The organism is Nonomuraea fuscirosea (assembly GCF_035917475.1).
GTDB classification, from domain to species: domain Bacteria; phylum Actinomycetota; class Actinomycetes; order Streptosporangiales; family Streptosporangiaceae; genus Nonomuraea; species Nonomuraea fuscirosea.
Map to the genome: position 1 here is coordinate 7,695,082 of NZ_CP109074.1, position 18,467 is coordinate 7,713,548.

Genomic DNA, 18,467 nt, shown 5'->3' on the forward strand with positions numbered 1-18,467 from the left:
TGCCGGCTTTCTATGATCGGCTGCGTGCAGCGTCTGGCCCTCGACGTCCGCGAGCATTTCGCTCTTTCCGAGTCGGTCGAGGAGCTGTGGGCGGCCTACCGCCGCCGCATGCCCGACCTCGTACGGTGCTACCCCGGCGTCCTTTCCGGGATAGCCGGCCTGCGCGCTGCGGGGTGGCGGGTGGGGATCGTCACCAACGGCATGGCGGACAACCAACTCGGCAAGCTCCACCGGACGGGCCTGGCCGACGCGGCGGACGGTTACGCCGTATCGGGAGCCGAGGGCATCAGGAAGCCCGAGACCGGCCTGTTCGAGATCGCCGCTCAGCGGTGTGGAGCCAGCCTTGCTCTGGGCGGCTGGATGGTCGGCGACAATCTCGTCGCCGACATCGAGTGAGGCCGGGCGGCCGGTCTGCGGACAATCTGGATAGGCCGGGGGACCTGGCCGGCCCGCGAACACAGGGCCGATCACGTGGTCGCTGACGCCATCGAGGCCATCGCCGTCATGCGCGAGCCCCTTGAGCCGACCGGCTCGACGGCGCTTTGATCACGCCGTACGGCCTCCTACCGCGAAGCGTCCTGCTCGCTACTTCTTCAGAGCCGCAAGGACGTCACCACGAAAGGCCCTCACGGAGTCCCGCACGCGACCGGGTCCGCCAGACCATCGCCGGCCGAGCCGATTGCAGCAGCATCGAAGGCACAGCCGCCGCCCTGGTGAAGACCGACCCGGCCACGTTCAGGCGGCCGAGCCCACCTCAACCCAGCTATCAGGCACACGCTACGTCCAGGCTTGTGAGCGCGTCCCGACCCAGCCGCGATCAAACACTCGGCCGCCTTTGGCCGCGCCGCAGTGGGCGCTGCTCGTCGACATCGTCGCGCGGACGTGCTCTGGGTTCGGCCGTCGTGGGCGACCAGGCGATCGCGGCCAGATTAGCGGCCGCGACGAGTACGCCGCCCACCACCGCCAGAGCCGTGACCCCGGTCAGCCCCGCCAGCGGCGCCGCCACCGCCAGCCCGAACGGTCGCGACGCGAACGAGATCAGCGTGTCGAACGACCGCACCCGCCCCAGCGCCCGCTCCGGGATCTCCTCGGCCACGACCGTCTCCCACAACGGGATGAGCACCCCCAGCCCGAACATGGCCGCGAAGTACGCCACCGCCAGCACCGCGACAGGACCCGGCACGGCCAAGGCGGCCATGGGCAGCAGGTAGGCGGCGGCGCCGACCTGCATCACCGCCAGCGGCCGCCGGATCGGCAGCCTGGGCGCGGCGAACACGCCCAGCACCATCCCGACGGTCCCGCTCTGCACGATCACCATCCAGTTCGTCTCACCGCCCAGGTCTTGTACGACCGTCACGGGGGCGAGCGTCAGGAACAGTCCGGCGACGAAATGCCACACGCCGTGGCCGAACACGCATGCCAGGAACCACGGCCGCTGCCGAATCTCCCGCCATCCACGACGCAGGTCCCGCCCGAACGCGGAGAACGTGCCCCGCCCTTCAGCCTCACGCTCAACCCCAGAGCCCTCAACCCGCCGGCCCGCCACTCCTCCCTCAGCACCCCGGACCCCCGCGCCCTGCTCAGCGCCCCGGACCCCCGCACCGTCGTCCTCAGCACCCCGAACCCCCGCACCGTCCTCAGCACCCTGTACCCCCGCGCCCTGCTCAGCGTCTTGGAAACCCTCCGCGCGCCGGGCGATCGACGTTCGAATGCCGCCGAGCGTCAGCGCCGACCCGGCGAACAGCACCGCGGTCAACCCCGCCGCCCAACCAGGCCCGGCGGCGACGGTGACCGTACCGGCGATAGCCGGGGCCGCCACCGACGACAGGCTCGTCACCACACCGATGCGCGCGTTCATCCGCAACCTGGCCGGCCCGGGCACCACCGCGACCACCAGCCGTGGCACAGCCGGGCTCCCGAACGCGATGGCCGCCCCGGCGAGCGCCGACAACAGCGCGAGGTCGACCAGCCGGTACAGCCCGAGAAGCAGTTCCACGGCGATGGCGGCCTGCGACAGGCCCCGGACCAGGTCGGCGAACAACGCCACCCGCTCGGGCCTGAGCCGGTCGGCCAGCACGCCGCCGACGGGGAGGAGCAGCAGCATGGGAACCAGTTCGCTCGCCAGCACGATCCCGAGCGCCCCACCGTCGTCGGTGGCACGCAGCACCGCCAGGGTCAGGGTCGTCGGTATGAGCGCCGTGGCCAGCGCCGACAGGCACCGTCCGATCAACAACCGAGACATCATGGTGAGAGACGATATTTCGCCAGCGAATGTTTCGTCAACAAAATACTAGCTGGCATAGGATCTCGCGCATGGAAGACTCCGTCGATCGCCACCTGGCCCGCTGGCGCGGCAAGGCACCCTTCGACGAACGGGTCGAGGCGATCGTCACCCGCCTGCAGTCCCTGGTGAAGCACTTGGGCCACACCAAGGAGGCGGCGCTGTCGGAGGTCGGCATGCAGGACTTCGAGTTCGAGACGCTGCACCGCCTGGTGGCACGCGGCGGTTCGGCGACGCCCTCGGAGCTGGCCGCGGACCTCCTGCTCTCGCCGGCCGGGATGACGGGCCGGCTGGACACGCTGGAACGGTCGCAGCTGGTGCGGCGCGTACGCAGCACCGAGGACCGGCGTCGCGTGGACGTCGAACTCACCCCCAAGGGCCACGACCTGTGGACGGATGCGATGACGATCCGCGCCGAGGTGGAGGCCGCAATGATCAGCACCCTGCCACCCGAGGATCAGACGGTCCTGAACAACCTCCTCAAACGCCTGCTCCTCAACGCGGAAACCCCCCGCTGACCCGCCCCCTCGCGAGCTCGGCAGGCCAGAAGCCTGTCCGCGCAGGCCACAACGCCGTTCCAGTTGCCCGGCCGCCGCAGGACGACGCTCAGCTCGATGCCGTGAAGGCGACGTGGCCTTGTCGGAGCGGGTCCTTGGCGTTCGCGTTCGAAGACGGCCTGGCCAACTGCGTTGTCAGAGCGGGACATCCTGATCGCCCAGGGCAGGGTCCGTCGCGAAAGGCGCTCCCGTCGTTCTCCTCCCCTCTGACGCTTCTCCCCTTCCGACCCGCCACCCGGCTGACCGCTCCCCCGCCACTCGCGATATCGCTCCCTTGGTCACCCCTCGCTGACCCACCTCCGCAGACTCCTCCCCACTGATCGCGCCTCCTCTGCGCCGTCTCCCGGAGGACGACTGCACTGCCTCTCGCGATACCGCTCCCCTGGCGCGCTCCTACCGACCCACCTCTCGAACGCCGCCACCGGGGTCAACTGGCACGTCAACTCGTGCCCTCGGGGGCCATCGCCCTGACCAGCCGATCACGCCGCGCCGTACCCTCAGGACGCCACCACCACGCCCAATCGGACGGGCCGACCTACCTCCTCGATCCCCCGGCCACACCGAGGCGCCTCTTGAACGTCACCGGCCCGTTCGGTTGGCCACGATGACCTGCACCGTGTGTTCCAGGGCGTAGGCCGGATCCGCGCCCCCACCTTTGACCTGCTCGTCGGCGCTGGCCACGGCCTGGATCGCCCGCGACAGCCCTTCCGGACCCCAGCCGTTGAGCTGCCGTCTCACCCGGTCCACCTTCCACGGCGGCATGCCGACATGACTCGCCAGCTGCCCGCCCCGGAGGTTGCGCGGCGCGCTGCCGACCTTCGCCAGCGATCGCAACCCACCGGCCAGAGCACTCACCAGCAGCACGGGGGCGACGCCCGTGCCGAGCGCCCAGCGCAACTGCTCCAGCGCCTCCGCCAGCCGCCCCTCGACCGCCGAATCGGCCACATTGAACCCGGTGACCTCCGCGCGCCCCTTGTGATAGCGGGCCACCGCCGCCGCGCTGATCGTCTTCTCTTCGCTGTCGAACACCAGCTGACTGCACGCCGCCGCCAGCTCCCGCAGGTCGTTTCCCACGGCATCGAGCAGCGCCTGCGCCGCGTCACCCGCGATGTTGCGCCCGGCCCGCTTGAACTCCCCCTTGATGAACTCCAGCCGCTCCCCCGCCTTGGTGACCTTGCTGATCGTGATCACCTTGGCCCCGGCCTTCTTCACCCCGTCGACCAGCGCCTTGCCCTTCACCCCACCCGGGTGCGCCAGCACCATCACCGTGTCCTCGGACGGCTGCTTGGCGTAGGCCACGACCTCGGCGATGACGTCCTTCGTCAGATCCTGCGCCGACCGGATCACCACCACGGAACGATCGCCGAAGAGCGACGGCGAGGTCAGCTGGGTGAGCTCGCCCGTGGTGACCTTGCTCCCCAGCAGGTCATGCACCTCGGAGGCGGGATCAGCCGCCCGGGCCGCGGCGACGACGCCGCTCACCGCCCGCTCGGCCATCAACTCCTCATCGCCGACGACCAAGGTCACAGGTGCTGGATCGGTTCCCGCCATGTCAGGCAGCATGCCATGCCCCACCGACAACCCGGTACTCAACGCCTCCGCTGCAGCTGGGAGCGATGGACGCCGGGTGGGGAAACGGTACGTCCGCAGCCTCCTGCACTGAGTCTCAGGCGACATCCGGCGCATTCGTAACGCACCATGGCACAGTTTCCCTGTGCTGCTCGATGACCTGCCGGACTGGCTACCGGCCTGGTGCCTGGACCACCTAGGGGACCGACCCGCCGACGTGCTGTTCCGGCAGCGGTCGATGTCGTCGGTGCTCGGTCTCCGGCTGGCCGGCGGTACGTACGTCGTGGTCAAGGCCCGTCACGACGACGGCCGGGCGCGATCATGCGTCGCCGCGCAGGCCCGCCTCGCCGAGAACGGGTTCCCTTGCGCCCGTCCGCTCACGCCGGTCGTCGGCGTCGGTCCCCTCGCCGTACACGCCGAGGAGTTCCGTCCCGGAGGAGAGGTGCTGCACGGGGACACACCAGACCTCGCCGTACGCTACGCGAAGGTCTTCGCCCAGCTGATGACCGCACTCGAGGACGTCGCCGTCACGCCGCCCCTGCCGAATCCTCGCTGGGTACGGTGGGATCACCCGGACCCCGGTCTGTGGCCCGCGATCGAGTCTCTCGACGAAAAGGATCAGAGCCTCGTACCCGCCTATGTCACGGACATAGCCGACAGGGCCCGTCGGCGCATGCTGGCTACCGACCTGCCCCGTGCGCTGGGCCACGCCGACTTCGAGGCGCACAACCTCCGGTGGCACGGCGGGCAGGTGTGGATCGTGCACGACTGGGACAGCCTGGCCTGGCAACCGGAAGCCGCCCTGGTGGGAGCCGCGAGCACGGTGTTCCCCAAGCTGGGCCCAGCTACATTGCCGCCGATCGAGAGCACCGAGGCATTCCTGGCCGCCTACCAGGACGCTCGGGCCCGCTCGTTCACCGCCGAGGAGCAGCAGATCGCCTGGGCGGCCGGCCTGTGGCCGGCCGCCCACGACATCCGATGGGAATCACTCCACGGCTACACAGCGGTGTCCGGCGGAGCACTCTGGACGCAAGCAGCCGAACGCCTCCGCCGAGCCAACGCGTGACAGCACCTCGGCCGAACGACTGATCATCTTTTGCCCACCAGCGTGTAGCCACCCTTGACCACCGGCGCATCGGCCGCGGGAGCCATGCAGGCGCTCAACTCGCCTTCCCCAGGCCGAGGTGCCCCGCTCAACCCGATCCGGCTCGGCCCTCGCCCCTTTCCGGCAACGTAGAAGCTGAGGCCCATGCGCGTCCGTTCCTTCAGCAGCTCCTCCCATGGCCCGCCGGGAGCCACCTTGGTGAGCCGGCCGGTGACGGTCGCGGTGGGCCCGCCGGTGGTTAGGCAGTCGACCGCGAAATCACCCCAGTTCGTGAACCATGTCCCGTCCGGCAACTTGTACCGGTGCGAGATCCGGAACGTCCCCCATGATCGGGTAGGTCTCCACGCACCGTTCGGATCGAACGCGGCATGGGCATCGGCCGTGACCTCGATGTCGTTGTCGGGCGCCGGAAAGTACATCGTGGCCCGCCCCTTCAGGTGAGCGGTCTTCACTGCGGACGCGGACGGACTCGGCACGGCAGATGCCCCCAGCCCGGCGGCACCACCCGCCGACCAGCCCATGGGCGCCACCGATCCAGCAGCGCCACCCGACGTCCAGACCCCAGACGATCCCGAACCGGCAGTATCGCCCGACGTCCAGACCCCAGATGACGCCGAACCGGCGGTGCCGTCCATCGCCCAGGCCCCGGAGGGCACGACCGCGAGGGCCGCTGCGGCGATGAGGCCCATCACGGACGTGCGGGTAGTCATTGGGAACCTACGGTGAATCCGAATGCTCACGTTTGCACCCCGGTCGAGAAGGTCACGGTTGCTGACCTCCTGAGCTTTGCAATCGCCCCCGCACCGCGGCTCCCCCTCGGGAGTGAAGTCATGATCGCCGTACTCCCCCGAACGGGGGAAATGGGGTTTGGGGACGTGAGCGAGGGGCCGCGTAGGACGTCGTCCAGTCGAATGAGTCGTGCAGGCCGGGACCTTGACTCAGGCAGACGAGTCGCTCGCCCTCAGGCCATCCGGGCCGTTCCCGGATTCGCCCTCAGGCCACCCAAGCCGTTCCCGAATACAGCCTCAGACCATCCGGGCCGTTCCCCAATTCAGCCTCTGGCCAAGTCCTGCGGACAACCACACCACCTCACGCGCATCCTGAAGTCACGTCCCAGAACTCACTCGGTCATGTGCCGCGTGAAACGATAGCCAGTCCTCCTTCCTCTCGTTCCACCACGGCGAGATCCCCTTCCTTATCGGTCCGGTAGATGGTGAGGCCGAGCCGACGCAACAGGTTCAGCGTGGACACCGCGGGATGGCCGTAGTCGTTGTCGGCTCCGACGCTGATCAGCGCGGCTCGTGCGCCTAGCGAGGACAGGAAGGCCGGGGACTGCCGGTTCGACCCGTGGTGCGGGGTTTTAAGGAGGTCTGCCCGTACGGTCAAGCGGTGGTGCAGGTGTTCCTGCGCTTCCGTTTCCAGGTCGCCGCTCAGCAGGATCGAGCCGGCGCGCCAGCGTACGTGCATGACCACGCTGGAGTTGTTGATCGCGCTTCCCTCCCCGTATCCGTGCAGGTCATCGGCGGCGACCTCCGGGGCGAGTACTGTCAGCTCCGATGGACCGAACCGCCAGCGGGTCCCTGGTGGGGCGGTCCATTCGGGGATCCGGTGGTGCGCGAGGGTGGCGGACACGCGTGCGCCTGACCGTGCGTCCGTTCGCTGCGGACTGACCAGCACCGCGCCGACGCGCCGGTTCCTGAGCACGCCTGGCAGGCCGTTCACATGATCGGCGTGGGGATGAGTGAGGACAAGCAGCGGTACGTCCTCGATGCCGATCCTCCTCAGGCAGCGGTCCATGGTCACGGGATCCGGCCCGGTGTCCACCACGACGCCGCGTCCCGGCCCGGCCGAGATCACCAGGCCGTCGCCCTGTCCCACGTCGCACATGACCATCAGCCAATTCCTGGGCGGCCAGGGTCCGGCGATGGGCCGGATCACCAGCACCGTCACCAGCGCGGCACCGGTCGCCGTGAGCCCTATCGCCCGCCATGCACGACGGCGCAAGATGAGCACCGTCACGGTCATCACGAGCAGAAGCAGGCCGAGCCCGGCAAGGCCGGCGGGCCACGGGACGTTGGCGAACGGCAGATTCACCGCCCAGCGGGCTACCGTGATGATCCAGCCGACCGCGTATCCGGCGGGGATCACCAGCAACCTGGCCCCGTCCGGCCAGACGGGGGCTACCAGAGCGGCACCGAAACCGAGCAGAGTGGCAGGAGCCACGGCCGGCGCAACGAGCAGGTTGGCGATCACGGCTACGGGAGTCAGCTGGCCCGCCATCAACACCAGGACAGGTGTCACGGCCAGTTGCGCGGCGGCCGGAACGGCAACAGCCTCAGCCATCCAACGCGGGACCCGCCACGAAGACCCAGAATCGGCACTTCGGGGGCTGGGCTCTGCGCCATGCGGGTCGGAGTGAAGCGAGCTGGGGCCGTGGTGCTGTTCGGGGCCGAGTCGGTGGGGCTTGGAGTCGTCAGGCCCGAAGCGGTCGGCGTTGACTCGCGCTGCCGGGTCGAGGCGATCGGTGCTGCGGGCATCGGCGTCTTGAAGGCGCGCTACCTCATCGCCACGGGCGTCACCCGGGAGCTGGACCGCACGGGACGGGCCATCCTGGACGGCCTGGCTTGAGCGTGGACGAGCATGTAGACCTGCAGTCATACGGGTGAGATCGAAGGTGTCGGTGTGCAACCGGTCGGTGTCGCGGCTCGCCCAATGGGAGCGGCTCGGGTCGAGGATGCGGTGCTCGGGGCTGGGAGGGCCAGGGTCGAACTGGGCAGTTCCGAAGTGGCCCGACTGGGAGTGGTCCGGGCGGGGGTGAGACAAGCTGGAACGGTCAACGTCGCATTGGCCAGTTTCGAGGTTGTCCACCTTGGCATAGCCCGGGTTGGAGTGATGCAAGCTGGGGCGATCAAGAGCGAATGGGCCGGCGCTGCAGCGGTGGGGGCAGTCGCATTCGGCGCGGTCGCGATGGGGACGGTCGCGATCGGCGTGGTCGCGATCCAAGTGTTCACGACCGGGGTGTTCACAACCAGGGTGTTCACTATCCGAGTGGTCACAACCGCGGTCGTCACAATCCGAGTGGACACGACCGAGGCCATCACAATCCGAGTGGAACCGATCTGGGTGGTCCGGGTGAGCGCGGTCCGGTCGAGAGTCGCCCGGCCGGGAGTCTCCCGGGTGAGGGTCGCCCGGGTGAGGGTGGGTTTCTGGTGGGGTGGCTTCTGTGTTTGCGCCCGTCAGCTTGTCTCGCCAGCGTGGGGCCAGGATGAGGATGCCGGCGGTGGCGGTTACCGAGAGGGCGAAGCCGTAGCTGCGGGCGAGGTCAGGGGCGAAGAGGATCAGGAAGAGGACGGTTGCCGACAGGGCCGCGAAGCCGTCCTTCGAACGGCCCGTACCCATGGCTATGGCTGCTGCCAGGCCCATGAGGAGGGCGCGCAGGACGCTCGGGGACGGGCGGGCGACGACGGCGAACGCGAGCATCGCGACTGCGGCGAACAACGCCCTCAGCGGCAAGGAGAGGCCGATGAGGCGGGAGAGTGCGAGTGTGGCGCCTGCGACAATCGCCAGATTTGCCCCTGATACGGCGTTCAGGTGGCTGAGGCCCGCTTCTTTGAAGTCGGCGGTTACCTGTGGGTCCATGTGGGAGACGTCGCCGACGACGAGGCCGGGGAGGAGGCCGCGCTGGTCGGGAGGGAGGATGTCGGCGGCCGATCGCAGGCCCGATCTGAGCGCGCCCGCTGCCGTCTGGAGTCCTGAGGGCTGCGTCAGCACTCGTGGCGGGCCTCGGACCAGGAGGGTTGCGGCTATCAGTGAGCCGGGGACCGGTTTGGCCAGGCGGCCCGTGACCTCCACGTGCTGGGTGGGCAGGAGCGGGCCCCAGGATTGGCCGGTGGCGAAGACGGTGATGGGGACGTTGACCGCTTGCGTGGTGGTGGCGGTTCGGATGGTTATCAGGTCTGCGGAGATCACATAGCTGGCATGTTGGAAGTGGCCGCTTCTGTCCGGTCGGCGTTTGGGGTCGTCGGTCAGGGCGATCTGGGCGGTGACGAACGCGTTCGCCTCCGCGAGCTGGGCTGCTGGGCCTGTGATGAGGGCATGGACTCTGAAAGCGACAGAGGCCGAGGCCGCCGCTGTGCAGATGAGCGTGGCTAGGGCGACATTTCGCCATGCGGTGCGTCTGGCGGTGGAGCTGTCGGTTTGTCCGTCTGCGGACTGGATGAGGCGGAGCACCACGATGGTCGCCAACGCTGCGGTTATGGCGACGATCATGCCGGTGAGGGCGGAGCAGGCGGGCAGGACGAGGGCGCTGGCCCAGGCTGCCAGGGCAGGTACGGCGAGGGGCCAAGTGCGTTCGCGAGGGACCGAGATCGGGTCTTTCGAACTGTCTGCCGTGCGTTTCCTGGGCATGTCAGACGCGGACCTTCGGCTTGATCCCGGCGAACTTCCGCGGCCCTATGCCGCTGACTTCGCGTAGCTGCTCCACCGTGGTGAAGCCGCCCCGGCTGGTACGGAACTCGAAGATGCGGGCGGCCAGGACTTCTCCGACTCCCGGAAGTTGCTCCAGTTGGTCGGTGGTGGCGGAGTTCAGGTCCAGGATGGCGGTGGCCGGGTCCGGGACGGGGGCACCGGGGCCGAGGGGTGTCTGGGGTGAGGTGGCGCCCACCACTATCTGCTCACCATCGATCAGGCGTCTGGCCAGGTTGAGGGGTCCGGTCGAGGCACCCCGCGTCACGCCACCTGCGGCTGTCACCGCGTCCGTCACTCGGGCGCCTGAGGGGAGCAGATAGACGCCTGGCTTACGGATCTTGCCCGCGACGTGGACGGTCACTTTGGCGGAGGGGGACTGGGGCGAGGGGGCGATCGATGTGATGGGGGTGATCGGGGTGGGGGCGGCGAGGGGTTGGGGTGACGGGTTCGAGCGCCAGACGAAGAAGGCGGCTGCGGCGACTGCGAGTGCGCCGATGGCGAGGAGGACTCGCAGACCTGGTCTGCCCGGATCGAGGGTGGAGCTCTTGGAGGCGATCAGCTCTCGGAGCGATCGCAATGATGGAGGGGAGAGGGTGGCTGTTGAGGAGGTGGACGGGCCGGCTGTTGGTGGGCCAGAGGTCTCGGGCCGGTCTGCGGTGGGTGAGGCGGCGGTGGTGGGCGTCTGAGCGGGGCCGAGGTCGAAGCTGTCGGCGGGTGCGGAGATGCGGGCGGGAGTGAGGACCGGGGTGGGACCAGGAGCGGAGCCATGATCAGGTCCGGAGTTGAAGCCCGGGCTGGGATTGGCGGTGGGGTCGGGTCTTGAAACCCGGCCGCTGGCAGAGCTGGGCATTGGGAAATGTTGGAGTGTTGCGGCTGGGGGTGTGGCGGGCAAGGGCATGGTGGGGTGCGAGGCTGCGGGGTCGGGCGGCACGGGTTGCGATGTTGCACCCGTTGGCGTCATCGCCCGCGAGGGTGTGGATGCGGCGGGCGGTGAGGACATTGGCGCGGGTATCCCAGGGTGCGAAGCTGGGGACGCTTGTTCCCACGGCTCCGGCTCCGGCTGCGACCTCGCGTACGCCGGCACCGCAGACCGCGAGGACGGCAACGCGGACGCCCCAGGGCGCATACCTGCGTGTGCGGAGGCTTGTTCCCCCGGCCCCGGCTCCGGTCTCGCGTACGTCGGCGTCGCAGGTCGGAAGGACGTGGGTGTGGGTGCTGCTCGTTGGGCGGTTGGCGGTGTGGACGGCTGTTCCCACGGCTTTGGGTCTGGGGTTGCGTGCGGCGGCTTCCTTGGGTGTGGGGTTGTGGGCGCCGGAGCTACGGGGTCGGGGCTCGTCAGTGGGTTTTGGTTGTGCGGGGTTGAGCGGTCGCGGGGTGGTGGGGGCAGGCTTTTGGGGTTGGTAGCGGGTTCCCGGGATCCGGGGGGCTTGCCCATGCCCCAGGGAGGTTTGCCGATGAGGCGGCGGGGGCGGCGGGCAGGGGCGGTGATCGACCGTAGCCGGGCTTCGGCTATGGCGCGCTCTGCCATCGGATCGGGGGTTCGCACGTCGGCGACGGTATGGGGTGGGTGGCCGTGGGAGTGGGGCCGAGCGGCGTTCTGGGGATAGTGGTGGGTGTGGATGGGGCGGCTGTGGACAACGTGCCGCGGGCGGGATTGTCAGGCGTCTTCTGGCGTTACGGTGAGGCCGAGGAAGCCGGGGCCCACGTGTATGCCGAGCTCCGCGCCTACCTCCACCACCTGCAGGTCCACCACGGCCGGGAGGCGTTTCGGCAGGCGTTCCGCCAGCGCCTCGGCTCGTTCGGTCGCGTTCAGGTGTTGTACGGCGACCCGTACGGGGCCCGTTCCCGCTGCTTGCACTGCCAGGTCCTCGAGACGGGCGATGGCGCGTGAGGCGGTGCGGACCTTCTCCAGGAGGGAGATGCGGCCGTCCATGATGTGGAGCAACGGCTTGATCATGAGGGCGGAGCCTACGAGGGCGGCCGCCGTGCCGATCCGCCCGCTGCGGCGGAGGTAGTCGAGGTTGTCCACGTAGAAGAACGATCGCGTGGTTCGCAGGCAACGGCGTGCGGCCGCTGTCACCTCGTCCAACGTGGCGCCGTTCTCGGCGGTACGGGCGGCGGCCAGGACGGGGTATCCCAGGCCCATGGCGATCGAGCGGCTGTCGATCACCTCCACGGGCACGGGGGCCTCCCGCGCGGCGGCTCGGGCGGAATCTATGGTGCCGGACAGTTCGGCGGAGACGTGGATCGAGACGATGCCCGTGGCGCCGGCGGCGGCCAGCTCGGCGTAGCAGGAGGCGAAGCGAACGGGGGAAGGGCGCGAGGTGGTCGCGTTGGTGAGGTCTCCGGTGAAGGAGCTCTCATCTGACGTCACTTCCGATGACGCTATCGCCAGGGCCGGTGTGGCGCCGGACGCGGTGGGAGGGCGAGACGCGGTGGAAGGGTCCGAGGTGGCAGGGCCGAGCGTGGTCGGCGGGGCTGGAGGGAATGTGGGTGTGGGGTGATGTGGGAGGACCTGGATGGGGATGACTGTCATGCCGGGCACCTTGCCGAGGCAGGCGGTGGAGTCGGTGACGATGGCGATCCACGGTGGCATGGCCGGCGCCTGACTACTGGACCGGTGTCCCGCCCCGCCACACCCGCCGCGGCTTGAGGCCGAAGGACCAGGCGAAGGCGCCCTCGTGGTCGGCGTCCCACTGGACGATGTCGGCCAGCCGGCCCGGTGCGAGGACGCCGCGGTCGGGGGCGCCGAGGACGGTGGCCCCGCCCAGGGTGGCAGCGCGGAGGGCGTCGTTGACGCTCATGCCGAACGCCGACACCGCCATGGCGATCACCAGGGACATCGAGGTGATGCCGCAGTAGCCGGGGTTGTGGTCGCTGCCGAGCGCGATCTGGACGCCGTGCTTGATCATCTGGCGGACCGGCGGGAGGTGACCGCGCTGCAGGGCGGTGGCGGGGCAGACGACGGCGGGGACGCCGTAGCGGGACATGATGGCGATGTCCTCGTCGGACATGTGGTGCAGGCCGTCGGCGGAGGCGCAGCCGAGCTCGGCGGCCAGCTGGACGGCGCCGCGGCGGCTGTACTGGCCGGCATGGATGCGCGGCAGCAGGCCCACGTTGCGGCCGGAGGCGAGGACCCAGCGGGACTCCTCGGTGGTGAAGTAGCCCTCGTCGCAGTAGACGTCGACGCTGTCGGCGCCGGCCGCGGCCGCGTCGGCGCACCAGGCGCCCACGGCCTCGACGTATTCGCGCTGCCGGCCGAAGTATTCGGGCGGCACCACGTGCGCGGCCAGGAACGTGACGTGCACCCGCGGCATCATCGGCTCCTTCTCCAGCTCGCGCAGGAGCCGCACGTCGGCGAGCTCGCCGTCGCGGGTGAGGTGGTAGCCGGTCTTGGCCTCGACGGTCGTGGTGCCGCTGAGCAGCCAGCCGCGCAGCCGCTCGCGTACGCCGTTGCACAGGGTCCACGGGTCGGTGCCGCGGGTCACGGTGACGGTGGAGCCCACGCCGCCGCCCGCCGCGGTGATCGAGGCGGAGGTGGAGCCGCCGGTGCGGATCGCCAGCTCGGCGTAGCGGTTGCCGGCGTAGACGGGGTGCGTGTGGGCGTCGATCAGGCCGGGCGTGACCAGGGCGCCGCCCAGGTTTTCGACGTGGTCGACGTCGACGATGTCGTCGACGACCCCGGGCACGCTCTGCGGCAGGTCGGGCGCGCGCCCGACCCACGCGATGCGGTCGTTGTGCACCAGGATGGCGGCGTTGCTGAGGACCTCGTTGCCGGTCCAGAGGCGGCCGATGTTGGTCAGCAGTCGAACGGTCACCGCATCACCACCCAGCACGGCCCACCGCATGAGCGCAGAGCCCAGCGCACGGCCTGGGCCGCGCCCACTGAGTCCGCTCCGGGTCCGGACGACATGGGGGGTCTCCTGCTCTTTTCCGCACCTCGTTGGTGCGGTGACCGTATCGCCGGAGGCATGATCCGGCGATTTCAGTTCAGTTACGTTATTTCACATGTTGGGCCGGTGTACAGGGTTATTCGGAAGAAAGACCACTCATCCCAATCGTCACGCAGCCCTACCGCGTCCCCAGGGCTCCCGCTGACGACTCGAACGCGCACGACCCTCATCCGAAACTCAGAACCGAACCCAAATCCAGACCAAAGTTAGGTCTGGCCAATCCTAGCAATCCCAGGGTTCGGGGACCACTGCCGCTTTTGGGCAGGTCTGCGCGCTTTGAGGCGAGAGCTGACCCCGATACCGGGAAGGGCGCCGAAAAGGCGCCCCTCAAGTGTCCCATCGGTCCCATCGAGAGCCCAAGGGCGTCGGCGGCCGTGGGTATCCATGGCCGCCGTCCATGGGCCGGCGTGGTCGTGGGCGTCCGTGGGCGTCCGTGGGCGTCCGTGGGCGTGGTCGTCCATGGCCGCCTTGCAAGGGCGTCCACGGTCGTCCGTGGGTGTCCGTGAGGCGCGGTGGTGACAACCGCCCCCACCGCACGCCCACCCGCAGCGTACGCGACCTCAGCGGCCCCGTACGCGCGCCCGGGAAAGCCTAGGAGACGTGCTCCACCGGCTTGCCCACCTTCTTCAGCTCCTCCGCCAGGCTCGGCAGCACCCGCGCGTGCAGCACGGTGCCGTCGCCCACGTGGTCCACCGAGAGCACCTCGCCCTCCTTGTGGGCCCGCGAGACCAGGTCTCCCCTGTCGTAGGGCACCAGCAGCTGCACCTCGTGGTCGAGCCGCGGCAGCCGTTCCTCGATCAGCGCCATCAGCTCGCCGATCCCCTTGCCCGTGCGCGCCGACACCACGATGCTGTCGCGTTCGCGCCTGGCGATCCGGTCGAGCACCTCCTGGTCGGCCGCGTCGGCCTTGTTGATCACCACGATCTCGGGCACCTCGGCGGCGCCCTCGATGTCGGCGAAGACCTCGCGCACGGCCGCCAGCTGCCCCTCGGGGTCGGGGTGCGAGCCGTCGACCACGTGCAGGATGAGGTCGGCGTCGGCGACCTCCTCCAGCGTCGAGCGGAACGCCTCGACAAGCTGGTGGGGCAGGTGCCGGACGAAGCCGACGGTGTCGGCGATCGTGAACAGCCGGCCCTCCGGCGTGCGCGCCCGGCGCACGGTCGGGTCGAGGGTGGCGAACAGCGCGTCCTCCACCAGCACGCCCGCGCCGGTGACGCGGTTGAGCAGCGAGGACTTTCCCGCGTTGGTGTAGCCGGCGATGGCCACGGCCGGGACCTCGCGCCGCTGGCGGCGGTTGCGCATGGTGTCGCGGGAGGTGGACATGCCGCCGATCTGGCGGCGCAGCTTGGACATGCGCTCGCGGATGCGCCGGCGGTCCAGCTCGATCTTGGTCTCACCGGGGCCGCGGCCGCCGATGCCGACGCCGCCCGCGGCGCGGCCGCCGACCTGCCGGGACAGGTTGCCGCCCCAGCCGCGCAGGCGCGGCAGCAGGTAGGACAGCTGGGCCAGCTCGACCTGCGCCTTGCCCTCGCGGCTCTTGGCGTGCTGGGCGAAGATGTCGAGGATCAGCGCGGTCCGGTCGATGACCTTGACCTTGACGATCTCTTCGAGCTGGCGCAGCTGACCGGGGGCCAGCTCACCGTCACAGATCACGGTGTCGGCGCCGGTGGCCTCGACCACGTCGCGCAGCTCCAGGGCCTTGCCCGAGCCGATGTAGGTGGCCGGGTCGGGCTTCTGGCGGCGCTGGACGAGGCCTTCGAGCACCTCGGACCCGGCCGTCTCGGCCAGGAGCTTGAGCTCCAGAAGGGAGTTGTCTGCGTCCTCGGCCGTGCCGGAGGTCCAGACGCCGACGAGGACGACCCGTTCGAGCCGCAGTTTCCGGTACTCGACCTCGGAGACGTCCTGCAGTTCGGTGGAGAGGCCCGCCACGCGGCGCAGCGCCTGGCGCTCCTCGAGGTCCATGTCGCCGGTCTCGAACTCGTCGAGCTCGGTGTATTCGTGCATTCGTGTCATCTCTATGAGGGAACGTCTGGACACCCCGATGTCTTCCCACGATGGTGGCATGACACCCGCGGCGCAATCACCTGGTTATCCAGGCGCGTCCCGGCCCCGTCAAGGGGCCGCGACGGTGATGTCGCCCGAACCCGACTTCAGCGAGATCTTCCGCGGCGAGGAGCTGTCGCTCTTGATCGAGACGTTCTTGTCGCCCGAGCCCACGTCGCTCTTCACGTCGTAGGCGCCGTCGGGGACGTTGAGCGTGATGTCGCCCGACCCGACCTCCAGCTCCACGTTGTCGGGGGCGGAGACGTACTTCAGCTCGATGTTGCCCGAGCCGGCCTTGGCCAGCACCTTCTTGCCGCCGAGGTCGGCCGCGTCCACGTCGCCGGAGCCGACCCGCAGGTCGATCGGGCCGGTCAGCGCCCTGAGCGTGAGGGTGCCCGAGCCGCTCTCCAGGTCGACGGGCAACCCCTTGGGGATCTCGATCTTGTAGTCGACGCTGCAACTCCCCCAGTTCGACGGGCACTCGTAGGTGAGGAACAGCGAGCCGCCCTCGACCTTGTGCTCGGGGACGGGCTTGTCGTCGCCACGCCAGCGCAGCTTCTCGACCACGCGCACGCTCGCGCCGTCGGTCTCGGTGATCACGGCGTCGCCCGCGTCGCTGTCCAGCCGGAGCGTGGAGACCTTGTCCTTCACCTCGTACGAGGCCGTGTCCTCGTTGCTGGGACCGCCCAGGCTCCCGAGTCCGCAGCCCGTCATCAAGAGGGCGGAGGCCAGCAGGCCGCCCGCGATCGCCATCGTCTTCATAGTCCCGAATCCTGACGTGTGCGGCCCGGACACACATCGGGGATCACCCCGGGGGAACCCCAACCTTTGACCCCCGGGCACCAGGGGAGTAATTTCAATTCCACAATCCAGAATCAATTTTCCACACAGCGGAAAGGCGTCCTGATGGAGATCACCGGCCCGATGCTCGACCGGTTCGACGAGATCCTCACGCCGGAGGCGCTCGCCTTCGTGGCGGCTCTCCAGCGGGAGTTCGGCGCGAGGCGGCTGGAGCTGCTCGACGCCCGCCAGGCCCGCCAGGCGGAGCTGTCGGCGGGCGGCATGCTCGACTTCCTGCCGGAGACCAAGGAGGTCAGGGAGGCCGACTGGCAGGTCGCCGCCCCCGCGCCCGGCCTGGAGGACCGCCGGGTCGAGATCACCGGCCCGGTCGACAAGAAGATGACCGTCAACGCACTCAACTCCGGCGCGAAGGTGTGGCTGGCCGACTTCGAGGACGCCAACTCCCCGCTCTGGGAGAACTGCGTGGCCGGCCACCTCAACCTGCGCGACGCGCTCGACCGCACGATCGACTTCGAGACCGGCGGCAAGTCCTACACGCTGCGGCCCGACGCCGAGCTGGCCACGGTCGTGGTCCGCCCGCGCGGCTGGCACCTCGACGAGAAGCACGCCCAGGTGGACGGGCAGCCGGTGGCGGGGTCGCTGTTCGACTTCGCGCTCTACTTCTTCCACTGCGCCCAGCGGCAGATCGACAAGGGCAGGGGGCCGTACTTCTACCTGCCGAAGATCGAGTCGCATCTGGAGGCCCGGCTCTGGAACGACGTGTTCACCAGGGCCCAGGAGCTGCTCGGCATCCCGTACGGCACGATCAGGGCGACCGTGCTCATCGAGACGTATCCGGCGGCGTTCGAGATGGAGGAGATCCTCTACGAGCTGCGCGACCACTCGGCCGGGCTCAACGCGGGCCGCTGGGACTACCTGTTCAGTGTGATCAAGAAGTTCCGCACCAGGGGGCGCGAGTTCCTGCTGCCCGAGCGGAACGCGGTGACGATGACGGCGCCGTTCATGCGCGCGTACACCGAGCTGCTCGTGCGTACCTGCCACAAGCGCGGCGCGCACGCGATCGGCGGGATGGCGGCGTTCATCCCCTCGCGCCGGGACCCCGAGGTCAACGCGGTCGCGCTGGAGAAGGTGCGGGCGGACAAGACGCGCGAGTCCAACGACGGGTTCGACGGGTCGTGGGTCGCGCACCCCGACCTGGTGCCGGTCTGCCGTGAGGTGTTCGACGGTGTGCTCGGCTCGCGGCCCAACCAGCTCGACCGGCTGCGCGAGGACGTCAGCGTGTCGGCGGCCGAGCTGCTGGCCGTCTCCGAGACGCCGGGCGAGATCACCGAGGCGGGGCTGCGCAACAACGTGGACGTGGCGCTGCGCTACCTGGCCGCCTGGATGGGCGGGCTGGGCGCGGCGGCCATCCACAACCTCATGGAGGACGCGGCCACGGCCGAGATCTCGCGCTCGCAGATCTGGCAGTGGATCCACAACGACATCACGCTGGCCGACACGGGCGCGCAGGTGACCAAGGAGCTGGTCGAGCGGATCATCTCGGAGGAGCTGGCGAAGATCGCGCAGGAGCCCGGCTACGACGAGAAGCTGTTCGGGCAGGCGACCGAGCTGTTCAAGGAAGTGGCGCTGGACGACGACTTCGCGGAGTTCCTTACGCTTCCGGCCTATGCTCAAATGCCATAAGAAGGGGG

13 protein-coding genes are annotated in these 18,467 nt (G+C 69.5%); 4 read left to right on the forward strand and 9 right to left on the reverse strand.

The window, feature by feature from the left end; genetic code table 11:
• Nucleotides 1-24: 24 nt before the first annotated feature.
• Nucleotides 25-396 (forward strand): HAD family hydrolase, encoded by a 372-nt coding sequence (locus OIE67_RS34990; RefSeq protein WP_326628551.1) that lies wholly within the window; start codon nt 25-27, stop codon nt 394-396.
• Nucleotides 397-817: 421 nt separating this feature from the next.
• Here the strand turns inward: OIE67_RS34990 and OIE67_RS34995 are convergent, their stop codons facing one another.
• Nucleotides 818-2,233, reverse strand: coding sequence for an MFS transporter (locus OIE67_RS34995; RefSeq protein ID WP_326628553.1), 1,416 nt, complete (start codon nt 2,231-2,233; stop codon nt 818-820).
• Between the two features lie 80 nt (nt 2,234-2,313).
• Here OIE67_RS34995 and OIE67_RS35000 point away from each other — a divergent pair, with 80 nt between their 5' ends.
• Entirely contained in the window at nt 2,314-2,799 is a 486-nt protein-coding gene (locus tag OIE67_RS35000) for a MarR family winged helix-turn-helix transcriptional regulator (protein ID WP_326628555.1), read from the forward strand.
• Nucleotides 2,800-3,417: 618 nt separating this feature from the next.
• Here OIE67_RS35000 and holA read toward each other — a convergent pair.
• The gene (gene holA / locus OIE67_RS35005) at nt 3,418-4,401 is read right to left on the reverse strand and encodes a DNA polymerase III subunit delta (RefSeq protein ID WP_326628559.1); all 984 of its coding nucleotides are present in this window, start codon (nt 4,399-4,401) and stop codon (nt 3,418-3,420) included.
• Between the two features lie 151 nt (nt 4,402-4,552).
• Between holA and OIE67_RS35010 the strand changes: the two genes are divergently transcribed.
• Nucleotides 4,553-5,473 (forward strand): phosphotransferase, encoded by a 921-nt coding sequence (locus OIE67_RS35010; protein WP_326628561.1) that lies wholly within the window; start codon nt 4,553-4,555, stop codon nt 5,471-5,473.
• A gap of 23 nt (nt 5,474-5,496) precedes the next feature.
• On the opposite strand, the gene OIE67_RS35015 is transcribed toward OIE67_RS35010, so the two are convergent.
• From OIE67_RS35015 to OIE67_RS35045, 7 genes are all read right to left on the reverse strand, one after another.
• The gene (locus tag OIE67_RS35015; RefSeq protein ID WP_326628563.1) at nt 5,497-6,204 is read right to left on the reverse strand and encodes a hypothetical protein; all 708 of its coding nucleotides are present in this window, start codon (nt 6,202-6,204) and stop codon (nt 5,497-5,499) included.
• Between the two features lie 436 nt (nt 6,205-6,640).
• Nucleotides 6,641-9,781, reverse strand: a complete 3,141-nt coding sequence (locus OIE67_RS35020; protein ID WP_326628565.1) for a ComEC/Rec2 family competence protein — start codon at nt 9,779-9,781, stop codon at nt 6,641-6,643.
• Between the two features lie 139 nt (nt 9,782-9,920).
• Entirely contained in the window at nt 9,921-10,556 is a 636-nt protein-coding gene (locus OIE67_RS35025; RefSeq protein WP_326628567.1) for a ComEA family DNA-binding protein, read from the reverse strand.
• Between the two features lie 1,080 nt (nt 10,557-11,636).
• Entirely contained in the window at nt 11,637-12,353 is a 717-nt protein-coding gene (locus tag OIE67_RS35030) for a DegV family protein (RefSeq protein ID WP_326628569.1), read from the reverse strand.
• Between the two features lie 235 nt (nt 12,354-12,588).
• Nucleotides 12,589-13,797 (reverse strand): imidazolonepropionase, encoded by a 1,209-nt coding sequence (gene hutI, locus OIE67_RS35035; RefSeq protein WP_103953925.1) that lies wholly within the window; start codon nt 13,795-13,797, stop codon nt 12,589-12,591.
• A 726-nt stretch (nt 13,798-14,523) separates the two neighbouring features.
• On the reverse strand, nt 14,524-15,936 hold the full coding sequence (hflX, locus tag OIE67_RS35040; protein WP_106235402.1) for a GTPase HflX: 1,413 nt from the start codon (nt 15,934-15,936) through the stop codon (nt 14,524-14,526).
• A 108-nt stretch (nt 15,937-16,044) separates the two neighbouring features.
• On the reverse strand, nt 16,045-16,737 hold the full coding sequence (locus OIE67_RS35045; protein WP_326628573.1) for a DUF4097 family beta strand repeat-containing protein: 693 nt from the start codon (nt 16,735-16,737) through the stop codon (nt 16,045-16,047).
• A gap of 144 nt (nt 16,738-16,881) precedes the next feature.
• Here OIE67_RS35045 and aceB point away from each other — a divergent pair, with 144 nt between their 5' ends.
• Nucleotides 16,882-18,459 (forward strand): malate synthase A, encoded by a 1,578-nt coding sequence (gene aceB / locus OIE67_RS35050; RefSeq protein ID WP_326628575.1) that lies wholly within the window; start codon nt 16,882-16,884, stop codon nt 18,457-18,459.
• Nucleotides 18,460-18,467 lie beyond the last annotated feature (8 nt).